Source organism: Pseudoflavonifractor phocaeensis (assembly GCF_038439875.1).
Taxonomy (GTDB): Bacteria; Bacillota; Clostridia; order Oscillospirales; family Oscillospiraceae; genus Vermiculatibacterium.
The window spans coordinates 456,691-483,284 of record NZ_JBCDMT010000004.1 but is presented as its reverse complement, the minus strand read 5'-3'; the positions used below and the strand labels follow the sequence as shown (position 1 = coordinate 483,284).

The 26,594-nt window shown below is 59.7% G+C and carries 21 protein-coding genes; 7 read left to right on the top strand and 14 right to left on the bottom strand.

The genetic code is table 11. The features are described from left to right. Nucleotides 1–20 precede the first annotated feature (20 nt). The 12 genes from AAEU42_RS09640 to AAEU42_RS09585 all read right to left on the bottom strand — a co-directional run bounded on the left by AAEU42_RS09640 (nt 21) and on the right by AAEU42_RS09585 (nt 16,922). Complete coding sequence (locus tag AAEU42_RS09640; protein WP_342233325.1) at nt 21–3,950, bottom strand: PAS domain-containing hybrid sensor histidine kinase/response regulator; 3,930 nt, start codon at nt 3,948–3,950, stop codon at nt 21–23. After that, a complete protein-coding gene (locus AAEU42_RS09635) occupies nt 3,947–4,318 on the bottom strand; it encodes an Hpt domain-containing protein (protein WP_342233324.1) in 372 nt (123 codons plus the stop codon). The genes AAEU42_RS09640 and AAEU42_RS09635 overlap by 4 nt, the downstream gene beginning before the upstream one ends. Before the next feature lie 3 nt (nt 4,319–4,321). Next, complete coding sequence (locus tag AAEU42_RS09630) at nt 4,322–7,537, bottom strand: response regulator (RefSeq protein WP_342233323.1); 3,216 nt, start codon at nt 7,535–7,537, stop codon at nt 4,322–4,324. 5 nt (nt 7,538–7,542) lie between these two features. Beyond that, nucleotides 7,543–10,140 carry an EAL domain-containing protein gene (locus AAEU42_RS09625; protein ID WP_425288206.1) on the bottom strand — a complete coding sequence of 866 codons (2,598 nt, stop codon included), beginning with the start codon at nt 10,138–10,140 and terminating at the stop codon, nt 7,543–7,545. A gap of 202 nt (nt 10,141–10,342) precedes the next feature. Continuing rightward, entirely contained in the window at nt 10,343–10,789 is a 447-nt protein-coding gene (locus tag AAEU42_RS09620) for a low molecular weight protein-tyrosine-phosphatase (protein WP_342233322.1), read from the bottom strand. Between the two features lie 162 nt (nt 10,790–10,951). After that, nucleotides 10,952–12,148, bottom strand: a complete 1,197-nt coding sequence (locus AAEU42_RS09615; RefSeq protein WP_342233321.1) for an integrase DNA-binding domain-containing protein — start codon at nt 12,146–12,148, stop codon at nt 10,952–10,954. Nucleotides 12,149–12,241: 93 nt separating this feature from the next. Continuing rightward, entirely contained in the window at nt 12,242–12,463 is a 222-nt protein-coding gene (locus AAEU42_RS09610; protein ID WP_342233320.1) for an excisionase, read from the bottom strand. Next, nucleotides 12,463–13,773 carry an FtsK/SpoIIIE domain-containing protein gene (locus AAEU42_RS09605; protein WP_342233319.1) on the bottom strand — a complete coding sequence of 437 codons (1,311 nt, stop codon included), beginning with the start codon at nt 13,771–13,773 and terminating at the stop codon, nt 12,463–12,465. The genes AAEU42_RS09610 and AAEU42_RS09605 overlap by 1 nt, the downstream gene beginning before the upstream one ends. Further along, a complete protein-coding gene (locus AAEU42_RS09600) occupies nt 13,757–14,710 on the bottom strand; it encodes a viral replication protein (RefSeq protein ID WP_342233350.1) in 954 nt (317 codons plus the stop codon). Before AAEU42_RS09600 ends, AAEU42_RS09605 begins: the two co-directional genes overlap by 17 nt. A gap of 178 nt (nt 14,711–14,888) precedes the next feature. Beyond that, nucleotides 14,889–15,206, bottom strand: coding sequence for a hypothetical protein (locus AAEU42_RS09595; protein WP_342233318.1), 318 nt, complete (start codon nt 15,204–15,206; stop codon nt 14,889–14,891). Between the two features lie 191 nt (nt 15,207–15,397). Next, the gene (locus AAEU42_RS09590) at nt 15,398–15,766 is read right to left on the bottom strand and encodes a helix-turn-helix domain-containing protein (protein WP_342233317.1); all 369 of its coding nucleotides are present in this window, start codon (nt 15,764–15,766) and stop codon (nt 15,398–15,400) included. Nucleotides 15,767–16,259: 493 nt separating this feature from the next. Next, nucleotides 16,260–16,922: a hypothetical protein gene (locus tag AAEU42_RS09585; RefSeq protein ID WP_342233316.1), complete on the bottom strand. Its 663-nt coding sequence runs from the start codon at nt 16,920–16,922 to the stop codon at nt 16,260–16,262. Between the two features lie 140 nt (nt 16,923–17,062). Here AAEU42_RS09585 and AAEU42_RS09580 point away from each other — a divergent pair, with 140 nt between their 5' ends. After that, the gene (locus AAEU42_RS09580; protein WP_342233315.1) at nt 17,063–17,395 is read left to right on the top strand and encodes a helix-turn-helix domain-containing protein; all 333 of its coding nucleotides are present in this window, start codon (nt 17,063–17,065) and stop codon (nt 17,393–17,395) included. Nucleotides 17,396–17,684: 289 nt separating this feature from the next. Here the strand turns inward: AAEU42_RS09580 and AAEU42_RS09575 are convergent, their stop codons facing one another. Continuing rightward, entirely contained in the window at nt 17,685–18,203 is a 519-nt protein-coding gene (locus AAEU42_RS09575) for an O-acetyl-ADP-ribose deacetylase (protein ID WP_342233314.1), read from the bottom strand. 35 nt (nt 18,204–18,238) lie between these two features. Further along, nucleotides 18,239–19,309: a DUF3048 domain-containing protein gene (locus AAEU42_RS09570; protein WP_342233313.1), complete on the bottom strand. Its 1,071-nt coding sequence runs from the start codon at nt 19,307–19,309 to the stop codon at nt 18,239–18,241. A gap of 166 nt (nt 19,310–19,475) precedes the next feature. Here AAEU42_RS09570 and AAEU42_RS09565 point away from each other — a divergent pair, with 166 nt between their 5' ends. From AAEU42_RS09565 to AAEU42_RS09540, 6 genes are all read left to right on the top strand, one after another. Beyond that, the gene (locus tag AAEU42_RS09565; RefSeq protein ID WP_342233312.1) at nt 19,476–20,126 is read left to right on the top strand and encodes a hypothetical protein; all 651 of its coding nucleotides are present in this window, start codon (nt 19,476–19,478) and stop codon (nt 20,124–20,126) included. A 6-nt stretch (nt 20,127–20,132) separates the two neighbouring features. After that, nucleotides 20,133–20,669: a DUF4364 family protein gene (locus AAEU42_RS09560; protein ID WP_342233311.1), complete on the top strand. Its 537-nt coding sequence runs from the start codon at nt 20,133–20,135 to the stop codon at nt 20,667–20,669. A 4-nt stretch (nt 20,670–20,673) separates the two neighbouring features. After that, entirely contained in the window at nt 20,674–21,555 is an 882-nt protein-coding gene (locus tag AAEU42_RS09555; RefSeq protein ID WP_342233310.1) for a putative ABC transporter permease, read from the top strand. 431 nt (nt 21,556–21,986) lie between these two features. Then, nucleotides 21,987–22,703 carry a ClpP family protease gene (locus AAEU42_RS09550; protein WP_342233309.1) on the top strand — a complete coding sequence of 239 codons (717 nt, stop codon included), beginning with the start codon at nt 21,987–21,989 and terminating at the stop codon, nt 22,701–22,703. Between the two features lie 236 nt (nt 22,704–22,939). Then, nucleotides 22,940–23,761: an undecaprenyl-diphosphate phosphatase gene (locus AAEU42_RS09545; protein ID WP_342233308.1), complete on the top strand. Its 822-nt coding sequence runs from the start codon at nt 22,940–22,942 to the stop codon at nt 23,759–23,761. Between the two features lie 107 nt (nt 23,762–23,868). Beyond that, complete coding sequence (locus AAEU42_RS09540; protein WP_342233307.1) at nt 23,869–26,547, top strand: DNA translocase FtsK; 2,679 nt, start codon at nt 23,869–23,871, stop codon at nt 26,545–26,547. Nucleotides 26,548–26,594 lie beyond the last annotated feature (47 nt).

Below are 26,594 nucleotides of genomic sequence, written 5' to 3'. Positions count from 1 at the left end.
GCCCCGCCTTCTTTTTTGTGTTATAGACCACCCAGCACTTTTCCCAGGGTGGCGCGCAACATATCCACGTCGATGGGCTTGGCCAGATGGGCGGTCATGCCGGCGGCCTGGGAGGCCTGTACGTCCTCTGCGAAGGCATTGGCGGTCATGGCGACGATGGGGATGACGGCCGCGTCGGGACGGGGGAGGGCCCGGACGGCACGGGTCGTCTCGTAACCGTTCATCACCGGCATCTGGATGTCCATCAGGATGGCGTCGTAGGTCCCCGGAGGAGCCTCTTGGAAGGCACGGAGGGCCTGGGCTCCATCCGTTTTGACCACGGAGTCGGCCCCTTCCATCAAAAGCAGTTCTTTGAGGATCTCGGCGTTGATGCTGTTGTCCTCGGCAACCAGGAACATCCGGCCCTTCAGGCCGTAGCAGCCTCCGGGGGCAGCCGGATTTCCGGCGCTGGATCGGGGCTCAGCCTCCTCGGCCGCGGCCTCGAATTCCAGCTCCACGCGGAAGGTGGAGCCGCGGCCCGGGCCGCTCTCCACAGTGATCCGTCCGCCCATCAGGTCCACCAATCCCTTGGTAATGCTCAGGCCCAGCCCTGTCCCCTCGATATGGGCCACGGCGGCGCTGCGTGTGAAGGGGTCAAAGAGGTGGGCGAGAAAGTCCTCCGACATGCCTACGCCGGTATCCCGGACGGTAAAGCGGTATCGGGCGCGGCCCGGGCCGCTGTCCGGCGGGATCTCCTCCACCAGGAATTCCACCCGCCCGCCCTCGGGGGTAAACTTGACGGCGTTGGAGAGCAGGTTGAGCAGGATCTGGTTCAGGCGCAGGGCGTCTCCCCGGAAGCGGGGGTGCTCCACCTGCCCGGTGCGGATGGCGAAGTCCAGCCCGGCCACCCGGGCCTGGGGGGTCATAATGGCGGAGAGCTGGTCCATCAGCTCAGGCAGAAAGATGGACATATGGTTCAATGTGATCTTGGCCCGTTCGATCTTGCTCATGTCCAGCACGTCGTTGATCAGGCTGAGCAGGTGCTTGGAGGCGAGGGAGATTTTTTGCAGGTAGTCCGCCACCCGCGTCTGGTCGTCCAGGTGGGCCACCGCCAGAGCCGTCATCCCCATGATGGCGTTCATGGGGGTGCGGATGTCGTGGCTCATGGCGGAGAGGAAGTCGCTCTTGGCTTGGTTGGCCTCCTCCGCTTGAGCCAGCGCGTTTTTCAACGCCTCCTTGGTCTCCCGTTCCGCCGCCAGGATGTCAGTCACGTCGGCCCGCACCAGGCAGACAGTCCGGTGGCTGTCATCGCCCCACAGGACGTTGACCTGCTTATACCGAAGGCCGCTTTTCGACGACCGGTAGGGAAAGACAAAGTCGTAGCCCGCGGGCCGCTCAGCCAGCCTGGCCAGGATGGTTTTCAGCCGGAACTGCTCCAGGGCCTCCTCTTTGTTTTCCTCCAGGCCGTATTGGCTGGCAAACTCTCCGACGGAGGAGTCGTAATCCTCCACCGTATGGGGAGGCAGGTTCTCCAGCACGGACTGCCTGGTATAGAGGGTGAAGCGGCCGCTGTTGAGGTCGATGAAGCCCGCCAGTTCGAAGGTGTAGGCGATCATATTCAGCAGGCCCCGCTGCTCCCGCACCGAGTCGGTGATGTCGGCGCACACCAGACAGACCCGGCCCAGGCGCAGGTCGATGGCCGAGACAGTCATGTTTTTATTGTGAATGCTGCCGCCCTCGTCGGTCAGGGAGTAAGAGAAGGTATAGGGGCCGTCCTCCGTCAGCCGGCGGCGGATCTCCTCCGGCCGGAGATTGGCCTCATACTGCGCCTTGTCCCTGGGCACGATCCTTGTGCGGGCCATCTCGGCCGCGCGCTCGGAGTGGGAGCCTTGGGCCGGAGGCGGGCAGCAGGCGTTTTTGTTGCAGACTAATACCGTATAGTGGTCCTTGCTGAAGTCCAGGTCGATGACATAGTCATAGCTGGTCACAGTGAGCTGGTGCAGGATGCGGTCGGAGATGGTCTGCTCCGTCACGTCCGTCACCGTCAGGATGCCGGTAACGTCGCCGGTGTCGGGGGCCTCTATCATATTCACCTTGAACTGGACGTAGCGGCCGTGCTCGTCCTTCGGCAGCCGGATGAAACAGGTCAGGGACTTTTCCGTCTCGTTGCGGCGGTAGGCCTCCAGAGAGGGGCCGTCCAGGAAGGTGTCCAGGAAGGCCTGCCGGTCCGCCTCCTCCACCACCAGGCCGGCGAGGCCGGTGAAAAAGTCCATCCGGTTGGAGCCGAAGGTTTCCAGCAGGCCGGAGTCCGTCTGATCGCTGATCTCCAGGATCCGGCTCTGGGAGATGTTGCAGTGGCCCAGCACCAGGGTGTCCGGGCCGGGCTTGCGGTAGTGCTGGAAGATCAGCTCTTCATACTGGCGGCGCAGGGCCTCCTTTTCCTCCACCGCTTTGCTGATGTCGGTATAGATGGAGTAGATCCTGCGGGTCCCGTCCGGGGCCTGCCGGACCGAGAGGGTGTCCTTGACCCAGACATAACCACCGTCGCCCCGCCTGAACCGGGCGGTAAGCTCACAGTGGCCTGAGCCGCGCTCCATATACGCCAGGAGCTTTTCGCGGTTTTCGGCGACGTCCTCGGGGTGGATCCCACCAAAGACGTTGTTTTCGTACAGCTTTTTCGCCTCTTCCAAGGTTATGTGGGTCATGGCGGCGAATCCGTTGGAGATGAACTCCGGCGTCATGGCGCCGTCCGGATCACAGCGGATCACGGAGATGCCGCCGGGCAGGTTTTCCATCACCGTCCGGAAATCCATGTCCAGCCGTTCCTTTTCCTGGCGGAGGTGGACCTCCTCGGTGATGTCGCGGATGGACTGGATGTAGGCGGGGATCCCGTTCCAGTCGGTCCTGCGGAAATGGGAGGTATAGAACCGGTCCGTCCCCTCCACCGCGATCTCATATTCCTGGTCCTCGTCCCGGCCCTTCCCCAGCGTGCAGAAGGGACATGGGGTGCTTCTGCCGTGCAGGGCCGCGTAGCATTTATCCCCCACCCGGTGAGGGCGGCTGGAGAAGAGCTCCCTGGACTCGTTGACGTAGAGCAGCTCGTAGCTCTCCTGGTCAATCACATAGATGCCGTCCGCCGCCTCGTTGGCGATGGACTGGAACAGCCGGGCCTCCGGGGACATGCCGGTGATCACGGTGTAAAACACGATGGGTCCCGACAAAGGCCCCATCCGGCGGCCGCTGAGGTGGAGCCAGATGAGGCTGCCGTCCTTGTGGCGCACCCGGTAGGAGAGGTCCAGGGGCTCGCCGCTGGCGATGGCGCCCCTCGACGCCGCCAGCACCCGGGGCCGGTCCGGCTCATATACCGTATCCAAAGCGCTGTGCCGGGTCAGCTGGGCATACTCCTCCCGGGTGTGTCCCGAGAGGGCGGGTACGCCGTCGGAATAGAAGAGGGGGATGGAGCGCTGCCCCTCAATACGGTAGCTGGCGATGCCGCCGGGGATGGCGTTGACCAGGTGGCTCAGCTGCAGCTGGGTGTCCTTGAGGGTGGAGATGTTGTGGAAGACGCACTGGATCAGGGGAAAGCCGTCCTCCTCGCCGATCTGTTTGGCCTGGATATGGACCCAGACCACGCTGCCGTCCCGGTGCAGCTTGCGGAACTCGAAGTCCGCCACCGTGTGGTCCCGGATGGCCTCCCGGAGCTTTCCGGTCACCATGGCGGTGTCCTCGGGATAGGTCAGCTGTGCCGCGTCACCCTGGATCAGTGTGCGGTATTCCTCCACGGTATACCCTGACAGCTCCGGGACACCGTCGGAGAAGTAGACGGTCTCAAAGATGTCCGAGACCTTGTAGATGGCGACGCCGCCTGGGATGGCGTTGATGATGTTCTGCATCTTTTCGCTGGTGTCGGTCAATTCCTGTTCCAGCGAGGAGATGAACTGGTCCTTGGAGAGTCCGTCCGTTTCCCTCACATCGTCTCGCCTTCCTTCAAAAGCGTCCAGAGCTCTCTCGCCCTCTGGAATTCGGCCGTGACGGTTTGGTACATCAGGGGATAGTCGGTCCGGGGTTCTCCTGTGCGCAGCGGCTCCACCATGGCGCCCACCGCCTTGTAAAGGGGCGTCAGCCCCAGGTTCGCGGCGACTCCCTTCAGGGTGTGGGCCGCCGAGAAGGCGCCGGAAAGGTCCCCGGAATCCAGGGCCCGGCCCAGGAGGTCCAGGTTTTCATCCTGGAACAGCATCCCCAGCAGTCTGATATACAGCGCCTCATTTCCCATAAAGCGCTCCATGGTGATCTTGTAGTCTCCTCCATAGGCCCCGAAGGCCTCTTCAAACCGTCCCATCCGTCAATCTTCCTTTCCGAAAATGAAGTCAAACAGGGTTTGATAAAGCCGGTCCGGCTCGATTGGCTTGGCCAGGTGGGCGTTCATGCCCGCGGCCTTGCTCTTTTCAATGTCGTCGTCAAAGGCGTTGGCGGTCATGGCGATGATGGGGACGGTCCTGGCGTCTCCGTTGGTGAGATGGCGGATGTTGTTGGCCGCCGTCAGTCCATCCATCTGGGGCATCCGGATGTCCATCAGGATCGCGTCATAATACCCTTGTGTGCTTTTGCTGAACAGCTCCAGCGCGCGCAGGCCGTTCTGCGCCGTGTCCACCTGGAAGCCCCTGCTTTTCAGGAGCATGGTGGCCACCTCCGTGTTGATGGCGTTGTCCTCCACCAAAAGCACCCGCTTGCCTGTAAAATCATACTCGGCTGCGGGCGCCGCGGCCTCCTCTTCCTTTTCCCCAAGCGCTTTGGAGAAGGCGGAAACCAGGGTGGACTTGAACATGGGCTTGCTCATCAGCAGGTTGACGCCCGCCAGCTTGGCCTCGTGCTCGATGGTGACCCAGTCGTAGGCCGTCATGATGATGATGGTGACCTCCGGTCCCACGATCTTTCGGATGTGCCGGGCGGTCTCGATGCCGTCCATCCCCGGCATCTTCCAGTCGATCAGGATCAGGTCGTAATATTTGTTTTGGTCCCACAGGCTCTTGACCCGGTCGATGGCCTTGGGGCCGCTGTCCACCCATTCGGCAGCCATCCCCATCTCGTGGAGGGTGACCACCGCGCTTTCGCAGACGGCCACGTCGTCGTCCACCACCAGGGTCTTTAAGTGGGAGAAGTTGTAATCGTGCTTTTTGGGGTGGCGGCGCTGCTTTTCCTCCTCGGAGATGCCCAGCTTCACATCCACAGTGAACTCGGTGCCCAGGCCCCGGATGGAGCGCACCGTGATCTTTCCGCCCATCATATCCACGATGTTTTTGGAGATGGCAAGGCCCAGACCCGTACCGCCGAAGAGGGCGGTGGTCCCGGTGGACTCCTGGGAGAAAGGCTCGAAGATGTGGGGCAAAAATTCCTCGCTCATGCCCACCCCCGTGTCGTTGACGATGAAGCGCAGGGTAGTGCTGTCTTTCCCCCGCTTGTGCTGGGCGGCGGAGAAGGTGACCTTGCCCCCCTCCGGGGTGAACTTGATGGCGTTGGAGAGGATGTTGAGCAGGACCTGCTGGAGCTTCATGGCGTCGCCGATATAGTAATCGTCCAGCACCGGGTCCACGATGCACTCGTATTCCACGTCCTTGGCCACGGCCTGGGCGTAGCAGATGGAGTTGAGCCCGGTCAGAAACTCCTCGGTGGGGATCCGCTCGTTCTTGAGCAGCATTTTGCCGCTCTCGATCCGGCTCATGTCCAGAATGTCGTTGATGAGGGAGAGGAGGAACCGGGAGGAGATGCCGATCTTGGAGAGGCAGTCCGCCACCTGGTCGTCGTCGCCGATGGACTGGGCCGCGATGGTGCTCATGCCGATGATAGCGTTCATGGGGGTGCGGATCTCATGGCTCATGCGGGAGAGGAAGTCCGACTTGGCGGCGCTGGCCTGCTCGGCCGCCGCCAGGGCGGAGGCCAGCTCCGCCTTCTGCTTCTGCTCCTGGCGGACCACGTCGGTGACGTCGGTGCGGGTCATGCAGGCCCGGCCCATCTCCTTGTCGATGTAAAAGACCTGGAACCGTTTGACCCGGAGCTCTCCCGCCTGCCGCATCTCCAGGATGAAGTTGTAGGAATCCTGCCGGGCCAGCCGGTCCTTCATATATGAAAAGTCCAGATAATGCAGGAAGGTGTCCTGGTCCCGCTCGTTCATGACCCGGGCGGCCACATTGCGGATCTCCGTCTGAAAATCTCCCCGGGGCGGGATGGTCCCCTCCTGTGCCTGGTCCCGGGCCACCGTGTGATAGTCGCCCTGCACCAGGTCGATCTCGGCAATGACGTCGTAGTCCAGCCGGGCGATCCGCTTCAGCAGGAATTCCTGGAGCTTTTGCTCCGTAACGTCCTCCGTGTAAAAAAACGCGATGATGTCGTCGGCCTCCGGGTTCAGGCAGGTGCGGAAGCTGGTACGGCTCCAGAAAGAGCCGCCGCCGTTGCGCCTGCGCAGAAATTCAAAGTGGTAGTCCGTCTTTCCGGCTGCGTAGTCGCGCAGGACCTTGGCCCGGTCCAGGGTTCCGCGGATGGTTTCCCCATAGGCGGGGTCGATCGCGGAGGCGGCCAGCCATTCAATGGTATCCGTATAGGTATCTCCCACTTCGGCGATGGCCACGTCCGAGGTGGACAAATAGCTTTCCATCCGGTCCTTGGTGACGTTGATGGCTCCCTGGATGCTCCCTTCGGTGGTGGACAGTTCCGCAAAGTAGGTCAGCTCCTGCTCATAGCGCTCCTTGACCCGCTCCTGAAGCTGCTTGACATCCGTGATATCGATGCAGACCGAGAGGATGGCCTTTCGGCCGTCCTCGGCGGTCACGGTCCGCCCGGTGTCGTGGACCCAGATGTACGACCCGTCTTTTTTCTTCATCCGGTACTCTACGACGTACTCGTTCCGCTGGGAGAGCTGCTCGTCCACGGCTGTGTCCACCTGGGCCCGGTCGTCGGGGTGCATGCAGTTGGTGATCAGGCCGCCGATGTCGGAAACAAAATCCGCCTCGTCCCGGTAGCCCAGGTAGTCCAGCATCCTTCGGTTGACGAAGTAATAGGGGAAGCCCTCCTCCAGATAGCCGCCCATCATTCCGCCGGCCAGGGAATCGTTGAGCAACTCCTGCCGGGTCTGGGCGATGTGTTCCAAAACAAGAGCCTGGGGGTAATGCTCCCCGCCCTTCTGGTTCTGGCTGGGCTCGGCGACATGGAGGCTTTTGATCCGCCAGTCCCCGCCGGTCTCCTCCAGGATGAAGAAGCCCCGCAGGCGCCAGGTGTAGTAGCTGTTCTTCAGCTTCAGCTCCACGGTGTAATTGCACATGCGCTCACCCAGCCGTTGTGCCTGGAGAGGGAGGAGCTCCATCTGAAAGGGCTCCGGGATCTCCCGGATATCCTGCCGGATGTAGGCGGCCATCTCATCCCTGCCCTGGGCGGATTCCCGCTCGCCGGTGCCTACGAAGCCCACGTCCTCCGTCAGGAGGGCCGCCGCCCCGTCCGCGTCGCGCCGCTGGAACCAGGCGCCTAAAAAGGCCTGGATGACCTCCATGGCCGCCGTTTGCTCCCGCATATGACTCATCCTTTCCATAGGCAGCATCCGCCCTTGTGGTTGGCCTTGGCGCGGTACAGCGCTTGGTCGGCCTGATCCACAGCCTCGGCCATTGTGCCCGCCCCGTCCCAAAGGACGAGCCCGGCGGAGCAGGTGGCCTGGATCCTGCCGCTGCGGCAGTCCTGCTGGACCGCCCTGCAGATCTCCTCGCCCTTTTTCAGGGCGGTTGCCTCCGAGCTCATCCGTTTGATGACCGCGACAAACTCGTCCCCGCCCAGACGGCAGAGAAAGTCCCCCTCTCTGGTATGGGAGCGCAATAGGTCACTGAAGGTCTTGATGATCTGGTCCCCCTCCTGGTGTCCGAAGGTGTCGTTGATCTCCTTGAGGTGGTCCAGATCGAAGAGGTAGACCGCGATAGGGGTGTCCTCCATCCGCAGGGAGGCGGCGGCGGCGTCCAGCCCCCGGCGGTTCAGGAGCCCGGTCAGGTAGTCCCGAAAAGCCTCGTCCCGGAGCGCGCGCTCCCGCCGCCAGGCTGCGGCGTTCTGGATCACCCGCAGGGTCCGCCGCCGGAGGCTCTCCTGTTGATGGGGCTTACTTTCAAAATCATTGGCGCCCAGCTGAAGGGCTGTCAGTTCGCAGGAGGAGCCGGCGGGGCCGGTGGCAATGATGGGGACCTCCCAAACCGACCGCTCCCGTAGGAGGGTCTGGAGCAGCGTGGGATCTCCCACCCCGGGCAGGGTCATGCTCAGGATGACGGCCGCCAGCTTGCCCTTGTGCCGGTTCAGGCAGTCCATGGCCGCGGTCTCATTCTCCGCCTCGGCGATTTGGAACTGGTCCTCAAAGGTGCCGCGGACCGCGGCGCGGTACTGGGGATCCTCGTCCACCACCAGGAGCACCCGCTCGGGCAGCTCGTCCTTGGACTTCCACGCCTCTTCCAGTTCGAGGGCGGCGATCTCCTCCTGCTTTTTCAAAAGCTCCTGGAACTCTCCGCAGGGCATGGGCTTGGCAAAGTAGTAACCCTGCACGTAGTCGCAGCCGATCTCCCGCAGGCGCTCCAGCTGGCTGCGGGTCTCCACCCCCTCGGCCACCACGTCCAAATGCATCCAGCGGGCCAGAGCCATGATGAAGCGCAGGGCCCCCTGGCTTTGCGGCTTGGCCGTCTCATTCTGGATGAATTTCATGTCCAGCTTCAAAACGTCGATGGGCATCTCGTTGAGCATATTCAGGGAGGAGTAGCCGCTGCCGAAGTCGTCCATTTCGATGATGAAGCCCAGCTCCCGCAACCGGCTCACCGTGAGGATGATCTGGCTGGGGTTTTCCGTATAGGCGCTCTCCGTGATCTCCAGATGGAGGCGGGAGGGGGGCAGGCCGTATTTCTCCACCGTATGGGTCAGGATATCGGCCAGGTCGGCGTTGTAGATGTCGGCCCGGGACACATTCACCGAGATGGAGATGGGGGGCAGGCCACGGTCGTCCCAATCCCGAAGGATGGCGCAGGCCCGGTCCCAGATGTACTGGTCCAGCTTTGTGATAAAGCCGTTCTTTTCAAAGAGCGGGATGAACTCGCCGGGAAGCTGCAGGCCCCACTCGGGGTGGTTCCAGCGCACCAGGGCCTCCGCCCCGGCCAGGCGCTCGTCGGCGATGCGGTATTTGGGTTGCAGGTAGACCTCGAACTGACCACCGGCCAGAGCCGATTCCATATTGTCCGTGATGGCCTGCTGGCGCAGCAGCTTGCCGCGGAGGGCGTCGTCATAGGTGGCGAAGTATTTGCCGTACTGGCCCTTGATGCTGTGGGCCGCCAAAATGGCCCGGTCACACATCTGCTCGACGGAGAGGCTCTTGTCCTCGATGGGATAGATCCCCCATTTGATGACCACGGTCATGGGCTTGGACAGGGCGTTGATCTCCTCGGCGGATTCGATAAACATATCGTCGGTATAATCCCAGTCCCGCTCCAGCAGGCAGACAAACTGGTCGGCCTGGATCCGGCCGCAGATCCCGTGATGCCCCGCGTGCCGCAAAAGCAGGTCCGCCAGGTCGCACAGGAGCTTGTCACCCGCAGGGAGGCCAAAGACGTCATTGACCAATTTGAAATTTTCGATGTCGGAGCACAGAAGGTCATAGCGCTGCTCCGGGTGCTGGGCGAAGGCCTCCCGCACCTTTTGATAGAAAAACTCCTTGCTGTACAGCTGGGTCAGCCGGTCGTACTGGACCAGGTTGATCATGGCGGCCGTCTCCCGCAGGCTGATGATGCTGGCGATCCGGTGCAGGATGATCTGGGGCTTATAGGGCTTGATGACGAAATCCGTGGCGCCGTGGGACAGGGCGGTGACCTCGTCCTCCTCGCTGTCGCTGTTGGTGGTCACGATGACGGGGATGGAGGAGAGGACGGGGTCGGCCTTGACGATGGACAGGAAGGTGTAGCCGTCCATGACGGGCATGACGATGTCCAGCAGGATGAGGGAGACCGTGTCCTGCTCCCGCTCCAGGACGGAGAGGGCCTCCTGGCCGTTTTCCGCCTCCAGCATGGTATATTCGGGAGACAGGATCTCCTCCAGCATCATCCGATTGATCGCGTTGTCTTCCACCACGAGGATCTTCTTTTTTGTGATCATCCTACTCATCCCTCTGTCCCGCCTGCGGCGCCCATCATTTTGACTTGCCCTGTATCCAAATCCTGTTTGAAGTATATTTAAATCAGTATAGCAAAGTGTGGTAAAAATAGCAATGAACTTAGCCGAACGCAGGGGGAAAAAGGGAGAAATTTTATATGAAAACCATGACACTTCCACAAAATAAAACGGGCGGGGCAGCAGCCCCGCCCGTTCAATGCGGTGTCAGCGTTTTCAACAGTTGACTGCACCCCTCCCAGACGTCAGAAAAGGTGGCCTCAAAATCCCCGGTGTACCAGGGGTCGGCGATGTCCCTGGGGCTGTCGCTCCAGTCCAGGAGACGGTGAATCTTTTCCCCGCTTCCCGCGATGCGGGCCATGCCCCGCAGGTTGGCGGCATCCATGCCGATGAGCAGGTCGTAAAGGCCGGCGTCCCGCCGGGTCATCTGCCGGGCCCGGTGGGGGACCAGGGGGATGCCGTGGGCGGCCAGGACCCGCCGGGTGCCGGGGTGGACCCCATTCCCGATCTCCTCCGTGCTGGTGGCGGCAGAAGACACCTCGATTTCTGCAAGGCCGTTTTCCTTTACAAGGTGGATCATCACGCTCTCAGCCATGGGGGAGCGGCAGATATTGCCGTGGCACACGAAAAGGATTTTAACCATCTATCAAAAACTCCTTGAAAACGCTGGTATTCCTTGATTCCTTGCGTTTTGTCCAGTTCTCCTGCCACCGTCGTATCTGGCATATCCTGGCGTAAATTCGCACATTCTGTCCGGCAAAAGTAGTATGAAAAGTAGTAAAACAGGGGCCGATTTGCGGTTTTACTACTCACCATTTACGACCCGTTTCAGTTCCTCTTTGGCGTCGTCGTAGCCTATATGTGTGTAGGTGTTCAAGGTGACGCCAATATCGGAATGGCCCATCAAATATTGCAGGGTCTTGGGATTCATACCGCTTTTCGCCATGTTGGAACAGTATGTATGACGGCAAACGTGCGGGGTGACTTTTGGCATTTCCACTTTATAAATCTTGTTGTACTTCTGGCAGATATGCTGAAAATATTTCTCCCAGTGCAGGGCCACCATGGGCATACCGTTTTTGTCCAGGTACAAAAAGCCACACTTGCCGCCAATCATCGGCTCAACCTTTGGTTTCTTCCTGCTGGCTATGATTCGCTCGAAACAAGCGTACACATCATCGGTCATGGGAAGCACCCTTGTCCCGTTGCTTGTCTTTGGTTCTTCGATGATGTACTCCATGTTGCTCTTGCGCTGCAACTGGTGGTTGACGTCGATTGTGCAGTTTTTCATATCCAGGTCGGAAAGTGTCAGCCCCACAAATTCAGAGATACGCAGCCCGGTCTTGAACAGGATATAGATACCGTCATAGTATTGGCAGAAATGCTTGTCGTTCTGGATAAAATCGAGAAACGCCCGCTCTTGTTTTCTGGAAATTGCCTCTCTTGTCACACTGTCGTTTACAATCACCGTGGCAAGCTGGAATTCAAACGGATTTTTGCGTATCAAATCATCGTCAACGGCCATTTGAAAGGCGGGCCGCAATACGCCACGAATGGAGTGAATACTACTGTACCCCCGCCCATTCTTCTGCAACTGTATCAGCCAGCATTTGGCGTCTGAAATTTTCACACGGTCGATTCTCATACCGCCAAACTTTTCTTTTTTCAAGATGTTCACAACTGTTTTATAGCCTGCCTCCGTATTGTGGCGGACACCCATTTTTTGCAGGATGTATTTTTGCACCAGCTCTAAAACGGTCATTTCTCCACCACGGGGAACGATTTGGTCGTTTATATCCCGCAGTATCTGCTTTTCCTTTTCCCGCAGGGAGAGACAGTCCCGCTTACCCTCCGGCAGCTTGTCCGCCGTTTCCAGTTTCCAGCTATAAACAAATTGTGTCTGGCCTGTCATATCGGTGTATTTGTACGCATACCGTCCGTCTTTGCGTTGGCTCTCTCCGCTGCGAAGAACACGATTTTTGTTATCTCGTCTTTTGTTCATTCTTCTGCGCTCCTTTCTATGCAGAAAAGAGCCTCGGCACGATACATATATATTATACCATGCCGAAAGCCCTATTTCCACATTATTTTGCAGTTAAATTGCGGATATTTCATTCAAAAAGGTTTCAAAACGCTTGCGTTTGATAAGGTATTTCACCCCGTTTTGAATGACAAAATCAGAATTGAGATGTTCCGATACGAGCTTGCGCAGCTTCTTTTCTCCAATGTTGAAATAGTCCGCCGCTTCCTCGATGGTGAGACAGAACTTGTCTTTAATGGGGACTTCGGCGGATATTGCCATGCTGTCACCGCCCATCAAATACCGTCCCCGTCGAACCAGTAACCCTGGAAAACGGTTCCGTCATGGAGCAAGAAGCGGCCCCTTGCGTCTTTGGGTATTTGGTCGGCTGCGGCGGTGCTATCCAGGATGATTTGAGATAGCACGCTGTCCGCCCTGCCGCAGACCCGGAAATCCAGGTTGTTGCGTATCTGGCCCGGAATAATGGTAGCGTCCGGGCGCTGGGTGGCAAGAATCAGGTGGATTCCAAAGGCCCGCCCCTGTCTGGCAATCAGGGCCAGCTTGCTTTCGATTTGGCTTGCCCGCTCTTTCTGTTCCTTGTCCATCCCCGTCCTGTCCAGAAGCTCCGCCACCTCGTCACAGGCGAACACCAGCCGGGGCAAGCCGTCTCCCGTGGCCTCGTTGTATGCGTCGATGTTGGGGCACCCGGTTTCCGCCAAACGCCCCTTGCGGTACTCCAAGACCGCCGTAAGCTGGCCCAGGACATAGAGTAAGTCATCCTCCCGGAAAACCATGTGGCATTTCCCGTGCCACGCTTTGGGGAAGTCCACGCCGCCCTTGAAGTCGGCTATGTAGACCTCCGCCCCCTTGCGCAGCGCCTGCATGAGCAGCAGCTTCAACAGGACGCTCTTGCCGCTCCCCGTGGAGCCGCCCAGCAGTACATGGGGGATGTGGGCGAGATTGACCGTCACAGGCCCCAGGAGGCTTTCACCCAGCACCAGCACGAAGTTGTCCGGGGACAGGTATTTGTCTTTCCAGGGGAGCAGGGCGGGCAGATCGCTTGCGGCGGGTACGGCATAGACACGGATGATTTTCCGCCCCTCTCCCCACTCCATCTTTGCTATGATACTGTCCAGGGCCGTTTCCACCCTGGCCCGCTTGTCCTCCCACTCCTTCAATGGGATTCCGCAGGGGTCGAACTCCCACACCGTCAGCCGTGGGTTGTCTCCATCCGCATATTTGGAGAGGAGGACGGGCGCTTCCCCGGCGTGGTTGGTGAGGCCCACCCGCTGCAAGCCCTCCCTGGCCTCCCTGCCGCCCCAGGGCGTGCCCAGGAGTACCAGCAGGGCGAGCAGGCCGCCCACGGAGTAGAGGGGGAGCAGGAGGTTGATGACCGCTTCCAGGACGGGCGAGAACATGCCGTAGTTGTCCAGGCTGAACAGGTGCCCCCGGAACAGCCACACCAGCACAGCGCCCGTCAGGTAGGCCCCTAGGAGCAGCCCCTTGTATGGAGTGTCCTTTACCGCCGTAAGCCCGGTTTTCATGCGCCGGAGCAGGTGGCGGTTTTCCGTCCGCTTGTTGATATGGTCTTTATCGGTTCGGGTCATAGGGGAAGCCCCCTTTCTTCTTGATGATGGTGGAGCCGTCGGGGAGGTACTCTATCACGGTATGGATTCGCCGGAGAAAGGCCCGCCAAGTCTCCGGCCTGTCCCACTGTTCCGTGTGATACTGCTTTTCCAGCGGCATGTTGGACGTGATGTAGACCGTGGTGTAACAGGCCACCCGGTCACTGTACCGGGCCGGGAGGTAGAGGGGGTAAATGTCCAGGTAGTTGAGCATGTCTTCTATGGGGATTTGCCCGCTGAACTCCTCGAACACCAGCACGTCCTGCCCGTTGTAGCCGTCAAAGGAGATTCCCCGTGCGGCCCGGTAGTTGGTAATGCGGCAAACGCTCCGGGGGTCGTGCCGCTCGTAGATTCCCCGTGTCTTTCCCGCCCCGCTGCTTCCATAGAGATAGGACACCTCCAAGGGCCTGTTTTCCACGGCGTACTTCTCCGCCGTCAAGGTCTGCCGCAGCAGGTCGATTTCCCGAATGCGAAAGGCCAGATTGGGCGAATCGTCTATGATTTCCGTGGTGGACAGTCCCGCCCGGATATTCTGGACAAGGCGGAACATCTGCGGGGCCTGTTCCTCCTTTTCGGCGGGGAGGTCGCCCCACTCCTGGAACGTCCCCGCCACAGAGGTTTCCGCCTTGTCCGTGTCCGCCCATTTGCCCTCCTTGCGGATATACGCCCGGTTGTCCCTGGCGCTCCCATATGCCTTTTCGATGTGGGCCGTAGGGAATCGGTTCTTGATGGTGGAGAAGCGGACGGGCGAGGGAGCATACAGGAAAACGTGCGTGTGATAAGTCCCCGTCTTTGCGATTTCGTCAGACATACAGTAATAGGCGGGAGCAAATTTTTGTAAGAGCTCCGTAATGGCGCTATGGTCAAGTCCGGCCTCTAATGGGTTGTTGATGACCAAGGCCCATTTGCGGGCTTGCATATTGGTTCCCATGTGAGCCTCCATTATCCAAAAATTGGCGATACACGATACATGTAAGCCATAAGGGGTAGTACTCCCCCTTATGGCAGGGGGGCGGCGCTGGCGCTGCCGCCGGGGGATATTTTTCTTGAGGAAAAATCTCTTATCCCCGGCTGCCTCCCCAGCGCCGCCCGGTGTCTTACGTCTTAGTGTTCACCAACTGGATTCCCGTGGCTTTGGCCCCCACCTGGGGCTGTCCCTGGCTCCAGTAGATGAATACCTCCAGGCCCTCGAAGCGCACCTCCGCAAAGCCGTCCGGGGCCTCCATGAGCTGCTTGCCGTCGATTCTCACGTTGATTTTGTCCAGGCCCTTTTCCGGCATGGCGACGGCATAGCGGTAGCCGGTGACAGTATCGGTGCGGCGGTTGTCCTTGTACTCGTAGGCCGGGGTCACATCCACCAGCCACAGCTTGTTCCCCAGGCTCTTGGGGTCAATGATAAGGTCAGTAATTTTCATAGCGTTATCCTTTCTTTGGTGGGCGGCGCATGGCCGTTGTGCCGCTGGTGATAGGTCACAAGTCCTTGTGTGCCTTTATGATAACGCCAAGAGGCTAAAAATTGGTTGCACGCGTGAAACCGTTTATAACATGAAAAACCGACGCCCCTATGCTGTATAGGGCGTCGGTTTCTCGTGATTGCTTTGTTCGCTTACAGAAGGGGGAGGCCCCGCTCATGTAACAACTCATTGGTCTGCATGACGGTGTATCCCTTCTCTGCCGCTTCCTCCCAGATGAAATATTCGGGGAACGCCAGGTAAAATAGTTCCCGCCTTTCCTCCGGGGTCTGCACCAGCGCAAGAGATACCTTCAGCATGACCGGGAGTGTCGGGCGGTGCCGCTTCCCTTTATAAGCGAAATTCGTCATGCGGCTGATAGTCGCTTTGGAAACATCAGCTTTCTTTGCCAGATCTGCGGAGGTTATCCCCCGCAGATTCAACTGGTTGTTGAGGTACTTGCATAGTCTAAGTTCTCTTTCAAGGCTTTGCTCTGACTGTTGAGAAGTCAAAGCAGTCGCCAAGTATTAGAGAAACCTTATGTGGACTTTTTGCCGGAGGTGGCGCTTTGTGGTTTATACTCATGGTCTCTATGGAGCGGCAACAAAACAGTATGCTTTTCCATAGCACCACCTCCTTCCGTGAAAATCGTCAGGTGGATTCTTTCAAATAGATTATCTGAAATCCACCTCCGACGCAAAGCCCGTTCACGAAAGTTAGTTCATGGGAACACGGCTTGCGTGTCCCCACAGTCATTCCCACAGGTTACGGGGCCGAGTACAGCAACCTCTTTCCCCCTGTGTTTAGGTTGTGGGCGGCTTGCGCCCTGTCTCGTAGGCCGTGTAAAACGGCGTTGGTTGTTTGCCGCTTTGGGCGGCTGCACAGTCATTTTTGGTTTAGCAATTCATCATTTGTTACCTGGCTATCATAACATACCATATATACACCATATATCGGTTAATAAACTGTAAACATTCCCATATCTTGTGCATTGGCAGTCGCCAAGCCAGTTCGCTGTCAGTCATTGGTGGCTTGTTCTTCAATAAGCATATCATAACGTCTTTTGGAGGATTTATTGCCCTTAAAGCAACCATCCCATATCGCTCTTTTTTCCTCGCTACTTGTCGCCTTTTCCAGCAACGCCTCTATTAGTGCCATCACCTTCTTGTGGTAAAACAACTCATATGTACGCTTTGCTTTCGCCCTTGTCATGCGCAATTCTTTTGCGATTGTGGCAAACGACGCTTTTTCAACCTCCCGCATTTCAACAATACAGGCAACGGTTTTTTTGCTTAGTTGAGGCTTAAATGGTGGCATGTTTTTAAGAAATTTTATCGGCATACCTGGTTCCCCGTCTCTGTACTCCGTCAAAATGCCTTTATACTTTTTCTCGAAATACGCACAGGCGTATGCGGTATCCTGATAACATTCATAGGCTTCATCAAAAATCTTTCTTACTTGTGCCGTACTTCCATGTCCAAGTGCTATTGAAATATGAGTGATATATAGGCTTTTTTGCCTAAACTTTTGTTTCCTATATATTTGTACTGCCCGTACAACAGATATTTCAAACTCTTTCGCAATATCTGTAAATGTGTTGTCGTATTGGTCACGCAGCAGCATAATTTCGTATGCCCGCTTGTCCTGCATCAATACGCTATATGGAATATCTTTTAGCATGGGAATCGCACCTCTCCAGTTTCACATTCTCTTACCTTGTATTCTATAACACGCTTTATGTGTTGTCAATGACAAGTAGCCGCTTTTAGTAATAACACGGTTATCTTGTTAAAATTAATACAAAGGTGGTGGATGTAAAAATGGAGAGATTAAAAGCGTTACGAGAAGAAAAAGGAATTAGCCAACAAAAGCTGGCTGAAAAAATACAAACCAATCAACAGAATATTCACAGATATGAACATGGATTTTATGAGCCGGACATTCAGACCTTAAAACTACTAGCGGATTTTTTTGAAACCTCCATTGATTATCTTGTAGGCAACACAGAAATTAGACACAAAATCGAATCTGTGCAACCTTTTGACTTAAACGCCGATGAGGCGATATTGATTGAAAAATACCGTCAATTAAGAAGCAATGCACGCAATAGTGTCATGAACATGATTGACACTCTTTTAGAGCAAGATAAGTAATGCAATCCTGAAATAGCCCAGCCCGCTCCCCCTGTCAATGGTCGAGATAAACGGCACATGTGCCGCCATTGACAGGGGGAGCGGGCTGGGCTTTGCGGTTATTAAGGGGTGTACGCCAGCAAGTGGCGTACACCCCTTTACATGATTGGTATAGCCTTTGTATCGTGCCAAGGCTCTAAAGTAGTAAAATGGTAGTAAAATCGAAGTGCATTTACGAAAAACATGAGGAGTACCAATCATTTCATGGATTCCGGTTAAATCCTGCCGTGACACACAAAAAGGACCCTGGTCATCCGCGCTCCTCCAGCGCCCTCAGGGCATGGTCATAGACGGCCCAATCGGGCTCGGAGTGGCAGACGATGGTGACCTCCTGCACGTGCCGGCATTCGTCCAGGGCCTCCCGCAGGGCGGCCAGGGCGATGGGGGCCGCCCGGCGGATGGGGAAGTGGTAGGCCCCGGTGCTGATGGAGGGGAAGGCCACCGTCTCACAGCCGTGGGCGTCGGCCAGCAGAAGGCTGCTGCGGTAGCAGCTGGCCAGAAGGGCGTCCTCGTTCTGATCCCCGCCGTGCCACACGGGGCCGGGAGTGTGGATGACAAAGCGGGCGGGGAGGCGGTAGCCTTTGGTGAGCTTGGCCTCGCCGGTGGCACAGCCGCCCAGGGTGCGGCACTCGGCCAGCAGTTCGGGGCCCGCTTCCCGGTGGATGGCCCCGTCCACCCCTCCGCCGCCCAGAAGGGAGGTGTTGGCGGCGTTGACGATGGCGTCGGCGTGGAACTGGGTGATGTCACCCTGATCGATATAGATGGGCATGAGAGCCGTCTCCTTTCCTGGCAAGCAAAAGTGCCTTACGAAAATGTTGCGTTACTGTTGAGGGGGACGACGCACACATAGCTGCGGCCCTGCCCCAGGACCAGGGGGGCGCCGTCGGCGGTGCAGTAGCGCAGTTGGCCGTTGGGGAAACCCTTTTCCCAGCGGATGGGGACATACTGGCCCCCGCAGGCGAACCAGCCCTCGCCCCCGGTGAGGTCCACCGTGATGCGTCCGTACTCATCCCCAGGGATGTTGGCGCACCGGGTCTTCAGGATGAGCAGGTTGGTCACCCCCACCTGCTCACCGCTGTTGCCGTCCACATAGGGCTGGCCGTATTCGGAGACCAGGTAAAGCCCGGTGTCGGCGTCATAGGTGAAAAGGCCCGTTTTATAGTCGGAGAAGGGGACGGTGACGCTCTGGGCCGCCTCCCCGCCCGGGGCGCCGTTTTCGGCGAAGGCCATGTCATAAGTATAGCCCTCCTGGTGCTGCTGGCGGAAGGAGTAGGAGGGGAAGAGAGTGGTGATGGCCTCCCCGGAGGTGACCACGCTGTGCTCATACCCCAGGTTTTTCCGCCGCCACTGGTCCCGCCAGAAGAGGGTGCCCTCGTAGGGGCCGTTGACGCAGTCCAGGGCGGTGACGCCCCAGGATTTGATTTTGCTGTACGCGTCGGGACTGCCTCCGGCGTGGAGATAGACGGCGTCGTGCCCCAGGGCCAGCTCCAGGTAATAGGGCCGGGAGGAGCGCACCGAGCCGATGGTGCCCACACCCTCCACGCTCTGGTAGACCCCCAGCATCCGGGTGATGCCGCCCTCGGCCAGCACCTCATAGATGATATCGGCCTGAGAGACCCCAAGCTGGGGCAGGGCTTTCTTCAGGTTGTTGAGCATGATGGCCACGGGCCGGTCGTCGGGGGAGCCGTGCTCCAGCGGAAGGCCGGTGAGGGGGTTTACCGGGCCGTCGTATGGGGTGGGCTCCGGCTCCGGCGTGGGAGAAGCCGCCGGGGACGGGGGGGCGGGGGACGGGGAGGTCCCGGCCTCGGGGCCTTTCCCACAGGCGGAGAGCAGGAGGACCAGGGCGAGGGCCAGGGACAGTGTTTTTCGGGACATGGGAATTCCCTCCTTATCAGAGCCATCATACCCCCCGGGGCGCGGGGCTGTCAAGCGGCGGGAGAGCCCCTTTCGATTTGCTTGCCTTTCCGGGGAATTGCCGTTATAATGTCATAATGTACTAAAATTTCGAATGAACGAGGTGTTCCTTATGCCCCCAATTTTGATGATACTGCTTCTTCTGGCGGTGGTCTACTTCCTTACCATGCGCAAAAAGAAAAAGCAGGAGGACAAGAAGCCGGAGCGGCCCAAGTTCTCCCCCATCCCCGTGACGGTGGAGGAGGGCTGCTGGTCCTGCACGCCGGAGGAGCTGCTGGACAACGTGTCCCTGGCCACCTATCAGACCGGCACCATGGCCCTGCCCGCTTATATTTACGGGGCGGGATACGTCCCCCAGGACAAGCGCCACTGGGTCACCCTCACCGCCAGTGAGGAGGGGAAGCTCACGGAGGTGGTCATCACCTGGTGCCTGGACGACGAGCAGGATATCCGCAAGGGGGCCTCCAACTACGCCGGCACCTTCCTGGCGGTGCTGGCCAACGAGGAGTGCGACCAGATCATCTGGGAGATCAACCGCCTGACCAGCCAGCATGAGCAGGGGATCCACGACGAGCTGACCCGGTACAGCCCCAACAGCCGGGTCTATGTCTCGGTGGGGGACGACGAAAAGCGGATCATTACCATCGTTATCAGCCCCATCACCCCAGGGGAGCTGGCCAACTACCGGGCGGAAAAAGAGGCCCAGGCCGCCATCAAGGCCGCCCAGGAGGCGGAGGCCAAGGCCGAAGCCGAGGCAAAGGCGAAGACAAAGGAGTAACCTTCTATGGCCCAATACGGTTTCATCCACGACAAACTGGATATCAAGATGCTGGAGCTCTATCTGGTGTCCCGGCTGGCCGGCCCGGTGGACTTCGACGTCCTCACCGACCTGGTGATGCGCCACGAGGGGGTGGACTACTTCGCCTTCGCCGAGGCCACGGCCGAGCTGGTGGAGAGCGGGCACCTGGAGCTGGAGGAGGACCGGTATGCCATCACGGAGAAGGGGCGGGCCAACTCCGCTGCCTGTGAGAGCAGTCTGCCCTATTCCGTGCGCCGCCGGTGCAACCGGGACCTGGCCCCGGTGAACGCCGCCCTGCGCCGCAACGCCCAGGTCCGGGGGGAGACCCGGGTCAACGGAGACGGCTCCGTAGTGGCCCGGATGACCCTGGACGACGACGGGGGCAATCTTCTCACCATCGAGCTGCTCTGCCCGTCCAAGGCCCAGGCGGAGCGGCTGATCGAGAGCTTCCGAGCCCGCCCGGAGCGGGTCTATAATGATGTGCTGGAGGCTTTGGCCGTCCCCAGTGAACCTGAGGAGTGAATCCATGTCAGAACCGATCGTTTTTGGCCTCCCCATCAGTCTGGCCTTCCTCTATTTTATCGTCTATTCCTGCCTGGGCTGGTGTATGGAGACAGTGTACTGCTCCGTCCTGGAGCGGCGGTTCGTCCCCCGGGGTTTTCTGTACGGCCCCATGTGCCCCATCTACGGGGTGGGGGTGCTGATGATGATTTGCTGGTTCCAGCCTCTCATGGACAGCCCCGTGCTTTTCTATTTGGTGGCCACCGTGTGCATGTCGGCCTGGGAGTACTTCGTGGGCTGGTTCCTGGAGACCACCACCCATGTCAAGTACTGGGATTACAGCATGTATAAGTTCAACATCAAGGGGCGCATCTGCCTTTGGGTGTGTCTGATGTGGGGCGTGTTGTCCTTCCTGGTCCTCTATTTTGTCCACCCCCTGGTGGCGGGACAGCTGGACCGCATCCCCCTCATTCCCCGGTACATCCTGGACGGGGTGCTGCTGGGCATCCTTGTTGCCGACACCACCGCCACCATCTATCAGCTGGCCCGCACCAGCCAGCTCCTGGCCAAGCTCCAGCAGGCCGGGGACGAGCTGCGGGTCCAAGCCCACCTGGGCCGGGCGGAGCTTTCCGACTATCTGGAGGAGGCCCGCTCCAACTTCTCCGACCGGCTGGACGATCTGCTTCCCGATGACCTGGATGAGGCCAGCCGGGCCCTCAAGGCCCGTTACGACGAGCTGATGGCCCACACCGAGCGCCTCAGCCGCCGGTTCCGGGCCCATTACAGCCACATGACCGCCGCCGCCGGCCGTTCGGACGCGCTGGAGAGCGTAAAGCGTATGGGGAAACAGCTCAAGGAGAAGCTGGACGAGAACAAACGCGCCAGAAAAAACAGTGGAAAATCCTAAATATGGAGATATTGGCCCGGGCCGTGGACACAGTTCCGCGGTCCGGGCTGTGTTATTTATTAAAAAGCGTTTAAATTGCAAGTTATGTATACTAAACCGGCCGTATAAGAATAGTGGAACATAGGCCTTCCTGGTGTGGAAAAGATTGTGGAAAAGTGGAAAAACTACTGGGATAGCGTGGGGGAGAGGCGGTGGAAAAGTCGGTGGGAAATGTGAATAACTTTTTGTAGAATGAATTATCCGCCTTCGTTATGTCAAATTTCGAGCAGAAAATTAAGTTCTGAAAAAGGAGAGAAACAGGGGTTTTCGAACCCTTTTACGGATATGCCCCAAAGGCATGGCGTCCTGGCCCGAAATCAGGAATACAGGTTGTATTTTTGTTGAGTAAAGGGCCGCCCCGCGGCACATACTGGCAGAAAGGGAGGGATACCATGGAAGAACAGGAACAGCGCCAGGAAGAGCGGCGGGATATCGAGGAGTTCGGCTCCTCGCTGATCAAGACCCGGCGGGGAACCATCCATACGCTGACCATCGTGGGGCAGGTGGAGGGCCACCAACTGCTGCCGCCCACGGCCAAGACCACCAAGTACGAGCACGTGCTGCCCCTGCTGGCCCTGATCGAGGAGAGCGACGAGGTGGACGGCCTGCTGGTGCTCCTCAACACGGTGGGAGGAGACATCGAGGCGGGGCTCGGCATCGCGGAGATGATCGCCGGAATGAAGAAGCCCACGGTGTCTCTGGTGCTGGGGGGCGGCCACTCTATTGGGGTGCCGCTCGCGGTGGCGGCCAAAACCTCCTTCATCGCCCCATCGGCGGCCATGACCATCCACCCGGTGCGGCTGAGCGGGACGGTCATCGGAGTGAGCCAGATGTTTCACTATTTCGAGCGGACCCAGGAGCGGATCCTGCAGTTCGTCACCCGCAACAGCGGGGTCAAGCGGGAGGATTTTATCAAGCTGATGCTCAATACCGGGGAGCTGACGGGGGACATCGGCAGCGTGCTCTACGGGGAAGAGGCGGTGTCCCTGGGCCTGATCGACCGTTTGGGAGGGCTGTCCGACGCTCTGGAGTGTCTGCACGGGCAGATCGAGGCGCGGAAAAAGGAAACGGGGCCGGAAGAGCCCCGGGAAGAGGAGAGCGGGGGATGACCCCCGCTTTTTCTCTGCCGTAAAAAGATTCTGGAAATACCGGAGGGATTGTGTTAATATAAATACGTATGTCCTATCCGGAGCAGCGCGCGAAATGACCAGCGGTCCTTCGGCGGCGGAAATGGCATGGGCCCATGTCTCCCCGCTTTTTGAAACCGCCGCCTATTCTGCGGATTGCGCCGGGGATGATACTGATTTTGGAGGGAAACAAATTGACATATTTATCGTCCGTCCTGATGGGCGTTTTGCAGGGCATCGCGGAGTTCCTGCCCATCTCCAGCTCCGGCCATCTGGCCCTGTTCCAGCATTTCTTCGGCATGGAGGACTTCGAGTCCACCCAGCTTTTCTTCACCGTCATGCTCCACTTCGGCACGCTGGTCTCGGTATTCATCTACTACTGGCATGATATCGTCGACATGATCCGGGAGTTTTTCCTGGCCATCGGCGACCTCTTTTCCCGCCGGGGAACCCGGCAGAGAGCCCAGACCCCGCCCGCCCGGCGGATGGTCCTCCTCATCATTGTGGCCACCCTGCCCCTGTTCGTGGTGCTCCCGGTGAAGGGCCTCATTGAGGCGGCCACCGGGAACGTGGTCTTTGTCTCCCTGGCGCTGATCGCCACCGGCTTCCTGCTCTTTTTTTCCGACCGGTTTGCCCGGGGCCGCAAGACCGCCCGCACCGCCACCCTGGCGGACGCGGTGCTGGTGGGCTGTGCCCAGGCGGTGGGGACCCTCCCCGGCATCTCCCGCTCCGGCATGACCATTTCCGCCGGGATGCTCCGGGGCTACGACCGCACCTTCGCCGTCCGGTTCTCCTTTCTCATGTCCCTGCCCGCCGTTTTCGGCGCCACCCTCCTGGAGCTGAAGGACGCTTTGGAGGTGGGGCTGGATCCGGCCATCCTGCCCTATTGCGTCGTCGGCATGGTGGTGGCCGGGGTAGTGGGTTATTTCGCTATCCGCCTGGTCAACCTGCTGGCCGACAAAGGCAAGTTCGGCGCCTTCGCCTACTACTGCTGGGCGGTGGGCCTGGTGTCCCTTGTGGCGGGATTTTTGGTGAAATAAGCCCGCCAGCCTGGGCCGCATAGGGAGCCTGTGCCTGGGCTCCCCTGGCGGCGGACAAGCCCTGTACAAAAGATCGACTTTACCACCCCTGAAAGGATTTGATGACCATGGCCACCACACAAAAGAAGACCAGTGCCAATACCCGGAAACCCTCCGGCTCCTCCAGCCGTTCGGGGGGCTCCAGGAGCGGTTCCAGCCGGAAGAAGGCCCCGGAGGTGAAGCCCATCCGCCGGGAGATCGGAGCGCTGGTATGCCTGCTGCTGGCTGTTTTTTCCGCTTTGGGTTATTTTCAGGTGGAGGCCATTTTCATTGACTTTTTCTGCGGTACGATGAAGGGGCTCATCGGATATGGCTATTGGCTTCTGCCCCCGGCCCTTCTCGTCTCCAGCGCCATTCTGGCCTTCCACCGGGGCCGCCCCGTGCGGCTGCGGGTATGGTGCGCCATGCTGATGCCCGTCCTGGCCGGCGGTTTCCTCCATATGCTGCTGGCCAAAGGGAATTATGTCTGGGACATCAAGCTCTTCGGCACCCTCTGGACGGAGGGGAAGGCCCTGGCCTCCGGCGGTGTGATCTCCGGGTTGCTGTCCCAGGCCCTCATCGCCGTGTTCAGCAAGATCGGCGCCGGGATCATCTTTGTCCTGGCCGTGGCGGGCCTGCTGATGGGGGCCTGCCGGATCACCCCCGTGGATATCCTGGACTGGTTCAAGGACCGGCCCCATCCGGAGTATGAGGAGGAAGAGCTCCCCGAGCCGGAGCCCGCCCCCAAGCAGAGCCGCCCCGCCCCCATCCAGCGGGAGAAGCGCCGCCCTGCCATCGACATCCCCGTGGACGACGGCCCAAGGCCCCAGGAGGAGCCTCAGAGCGAGCCGGAGCCGGTGAAGAAGGGCCTGTTTGACCGCAGGCCCAAGGTGCCCACCCCTGACCAGCTTCTCACCGGCGCCGCCGCCCAGCCCGAGGAGCCCGCCGCCGCTCAGGAGCCCCCCGTGCCCCCGGTGACGCCCCCCGAGCCCTTCCCGCTGCCCAAGGAGGAGATCCTGGAGCAGGTGTCCAAACCCGCTGAACCAGCCCCCGCTATGCCCGAGATCGTCCGGGAGCCGGCGGTGCCCAAGCTGAAGAAGGGGGACGCCGCCGAGGCGGCCGCCCAGGTCACCCAGGAGGTGGCCGAGGCATTGAGTCAGGCCGCCCCCGCCTATCAATATCCCCCCGTGTCCCTTCTGCGGGAGGGGGAGGAGACCGATTCCGCCGGGGTGTCCGGGGAACTGCGGGCCAACCAGACCCGGCTCACCGACACCATCCACTCCTTTGGCATCGACGCCAGCATCGTCAACGTCACCCGGGGCCCCTCGGTCACCCGGTATGAATTGGAGCTGGACCAGGGTGTGCGCCTCAATAAGCTCACCAACCTGGCCGACGACATCGCACTGGCCCTGGGGGCCTCCGGCGTGCGCATCGCCCCTATTCCCGACAAGATCTCCATGGTGGGCATCGAGGTGCCCAACAAGCTGGTCTCCCCGGTGCAGATCCACGACGTCATCGACTCCAAGCAGTTCCGGGACCACAGCTCCAAGGTGGCCTTCGCCCTGGGCAAGGACATCGGCGGCAACTGCATCGTGGGCAACATCGCCAAGCTGCCCCACCTGCTCATCGCCGGTACTACCGGCTCCGGTAAGTCGGTGTGCACCAACTCCCTCATTATCTCCCTCCTCTATAAGGCCACCCCCGAGGAGGTCCGCCTCATCATGGTGGACCCCAAGATGGTGGAGCTGGGCATCTACAACGGCATCCCCCATCTGCTCATCCCCGTGGTCACCGACCCCAAGAAGGCCGCCGGGGCCCTCCAGTGGGCGGTCACCGAGATGATGAAGCGCTACCGGGCCTTCTCCGAGGTGGGGGTCCGGGATTTGGCGTCTTACAATTCCATGGCCGTCAAAACAGAGGGAATGACCAAAATGCCCCAGGTGGTGGTGGTCATCGACGAGCTGGCCGACTTGATGCTGGTGGCCGCCAAGGAGGTGGAGGAGTCCATCTGCCGGGTGGCCCAGATGGGCCGCGCCGCCGGGATGCACCTTATCATCGCCACCCAGCGGCCCTCCGCCGACGTGATCACCGGCCTGATGAAGGCCAACATCCCCTCCCGCATCGCCTTCGCCGTGGCCTCCTCCCTGGAGTCCCGCATCATTCTGGATCAGACCGGTGCGGAAAAGCTGGTGGGCCGGGGGGACATGCTCTACTTCCCCCTGGGCTCCGGCAAGCCCACCCGGGTCCAGGGCTGCCTCATCTCCGACGAAGAGGTGGCCAGCGTAGTGGAGTTTGTGAAGGAGAGCGGCTCGGCCCAGTACGACGAGGCTGTCCTTCACGAGATCGAGCAGAACGTGGCGGGCAACGAGAAGGGGAGCAAGGGTGTGGGCGGCTCTGCCCCCGAGGACGTGGACGACGCCTACGACGAGCTGCTCCCCTCTGCTATCGAGGTGGTGGTGGAGACGGGCATGGCCTCCGTCTCCATGCTCCAGCGGCGGCTGAAGCTGGGTTATTCCAGGGCCGCCCGGCTGGTGGACCAGATGGAGGAGAAAGGGATTGTCGGTCCTTTCGAGGGTTCCAAGCCCCGGCAGGTGTTGATCACCAAGGACCAGTGGCAGGAGATGCAGTACAAGCAGGGCATGGTGGATCTGGCCCCCGACGCTCCGCCCATTTCCGAGCCGGTGCCCGAGGAGCTGGAATTTGAGGGGGACGCCATCCCTCAAAGCCGTGATCTGCCGCCCTTCGATATGGACGGCGAGGATTTTTGATGGCGGTGCCTCGGCTGGCGGAGCGCGCCGTTCTGCTCCTGGGCGGG

Coding starts and splice junctions, on each gene's coding strand:
- AAEU42_RS09600 (WP_342233350.1), bottom strand. CDS start 14,710: ATGCAAGCCCGCAAATGGGCCTTGGTCATCAACAACCCATTAGAGGCC.
- AAEU42_RS09625 (WP_425288206.1), bottom strand. CDS start 10,140: ATGAGTAGGATGATCACAAAAAAGAAGATCCTCGTGGTGGAAGACAAC.
- AAEU42_RS09560 (WP_342233311.1), top strand. CDS start 20,133: ATGGCCCAATACGGTTTCATCCACGACAAACTGGATATCAAGATGCTG.
- AAEU42_RS09545 (WP_342233308.1), top strand. CDS start 22,940: ATGGGCGTTTTGCAGGGCATCGCGGAGTTCCTGCCCATCTCCAGCTCC.
- AAEU42_RS09575 (WP_342233314.1), bottom strand. CDS start 18,203: ATGCCCATCTATATCGATCAGGGTGACATCACCCAGTTCCACGCCGAC.
- AAEU42_RS09550 (WP_342233309.1), top strand. CDS start 21,987: ATGGAAGAACAGGAACAGCGCCAGGAAGAGCGGCGGGATATCGAGGAG.
- AAEU42_RS09585 (WP_342233316.1), bottom strand. CDS start 16,922: ATGCTAAAAGATATTCCATATAGCGTATTGATGCAGGACAAGCGGGCA.
- AAEU42_RS09630 (WP_342233323.1), bottom strand. CDS start 7,537: ATGCGGGAGCAAACGGCGGCCATGGAGGTCATCCAGGCCTTTTTAGGC.
- AAEU42_RS09605 (WP_342233319.1), bottom strand. CDS start 13,773: ATGACCCGAACCGATAAAGACCATATCAACAAGCGGACGGAAAACCGC.
- AAEU42_RS09570 (WP_342233313.1), bottom strand. CDS start 19,309: ATGTCCCGAAAAACACTGTCCCTGGCCCTCGCCCTGGTCCTCCTGCTC.
- AAEU42_RS09620 (WP_342233322.1), bottom strand. CDS start 10,789: ATGGTTAAAATCCTTTTCGTGTGCCACGGCAATATCTGCCGCTCCCCC.
- AAEU42_RS09615 (WP_342233321.1), bottom strand. CDS start 12,148: ATGAACAAAAGACGAGATAACAAAAATCGTGTTCTTCGCAGCGGAGAG.
- AAEU42_RS09540 (WP_342233307.1), top strand. CDS start 23,869: ATGGCCACCACACAAAAGAAGACCAGTGCCAATACCCGGAAACCCTCC.
- AAEU42_RS09595 (WP_342233318.1), bottom strand. CDS start 15,206: ATGAAAATTACTGACCTTATCATTGACCCCAAGAGCCTGGGGAACAAG.
- AAEU42_RS09565 (WP_342233312.1), top strand. CDS start 19,476: ATGATACTGCTTCTTCTGGCGGTGGTCTACTTCCTTACCATGCGCAAA.
- AAEU42_RS09635 (WP_342233324.1), bottom strand. CDS start 4,318: ATGGGACGGTTTGAAGAGGCCTTCGGGGCCTATGGAGGAGACTACAAG.
- AAEU42_RS09580 (WP_342233315.1), top strand. CDS start 17,063: ATGGAGAGATTAAAAGCGTTACGAGAAGAAAAAGGAATTAGCCAACAA.
- AAEU42_RS09610 (WP_342233320.1), bottom strand. CDS start 12,463: ATGGGCGGTGACAGCATGGCAATATCCGCCGAAGTCCCCATTAAAGAC.
- AAEU42_RS09555 (WP_342233310.1), top strand. CDS start 20,674: ATGTCAGAACCGATCGTTTTTGGCCTCCCCATCAGTCTGGCCTTCCTC.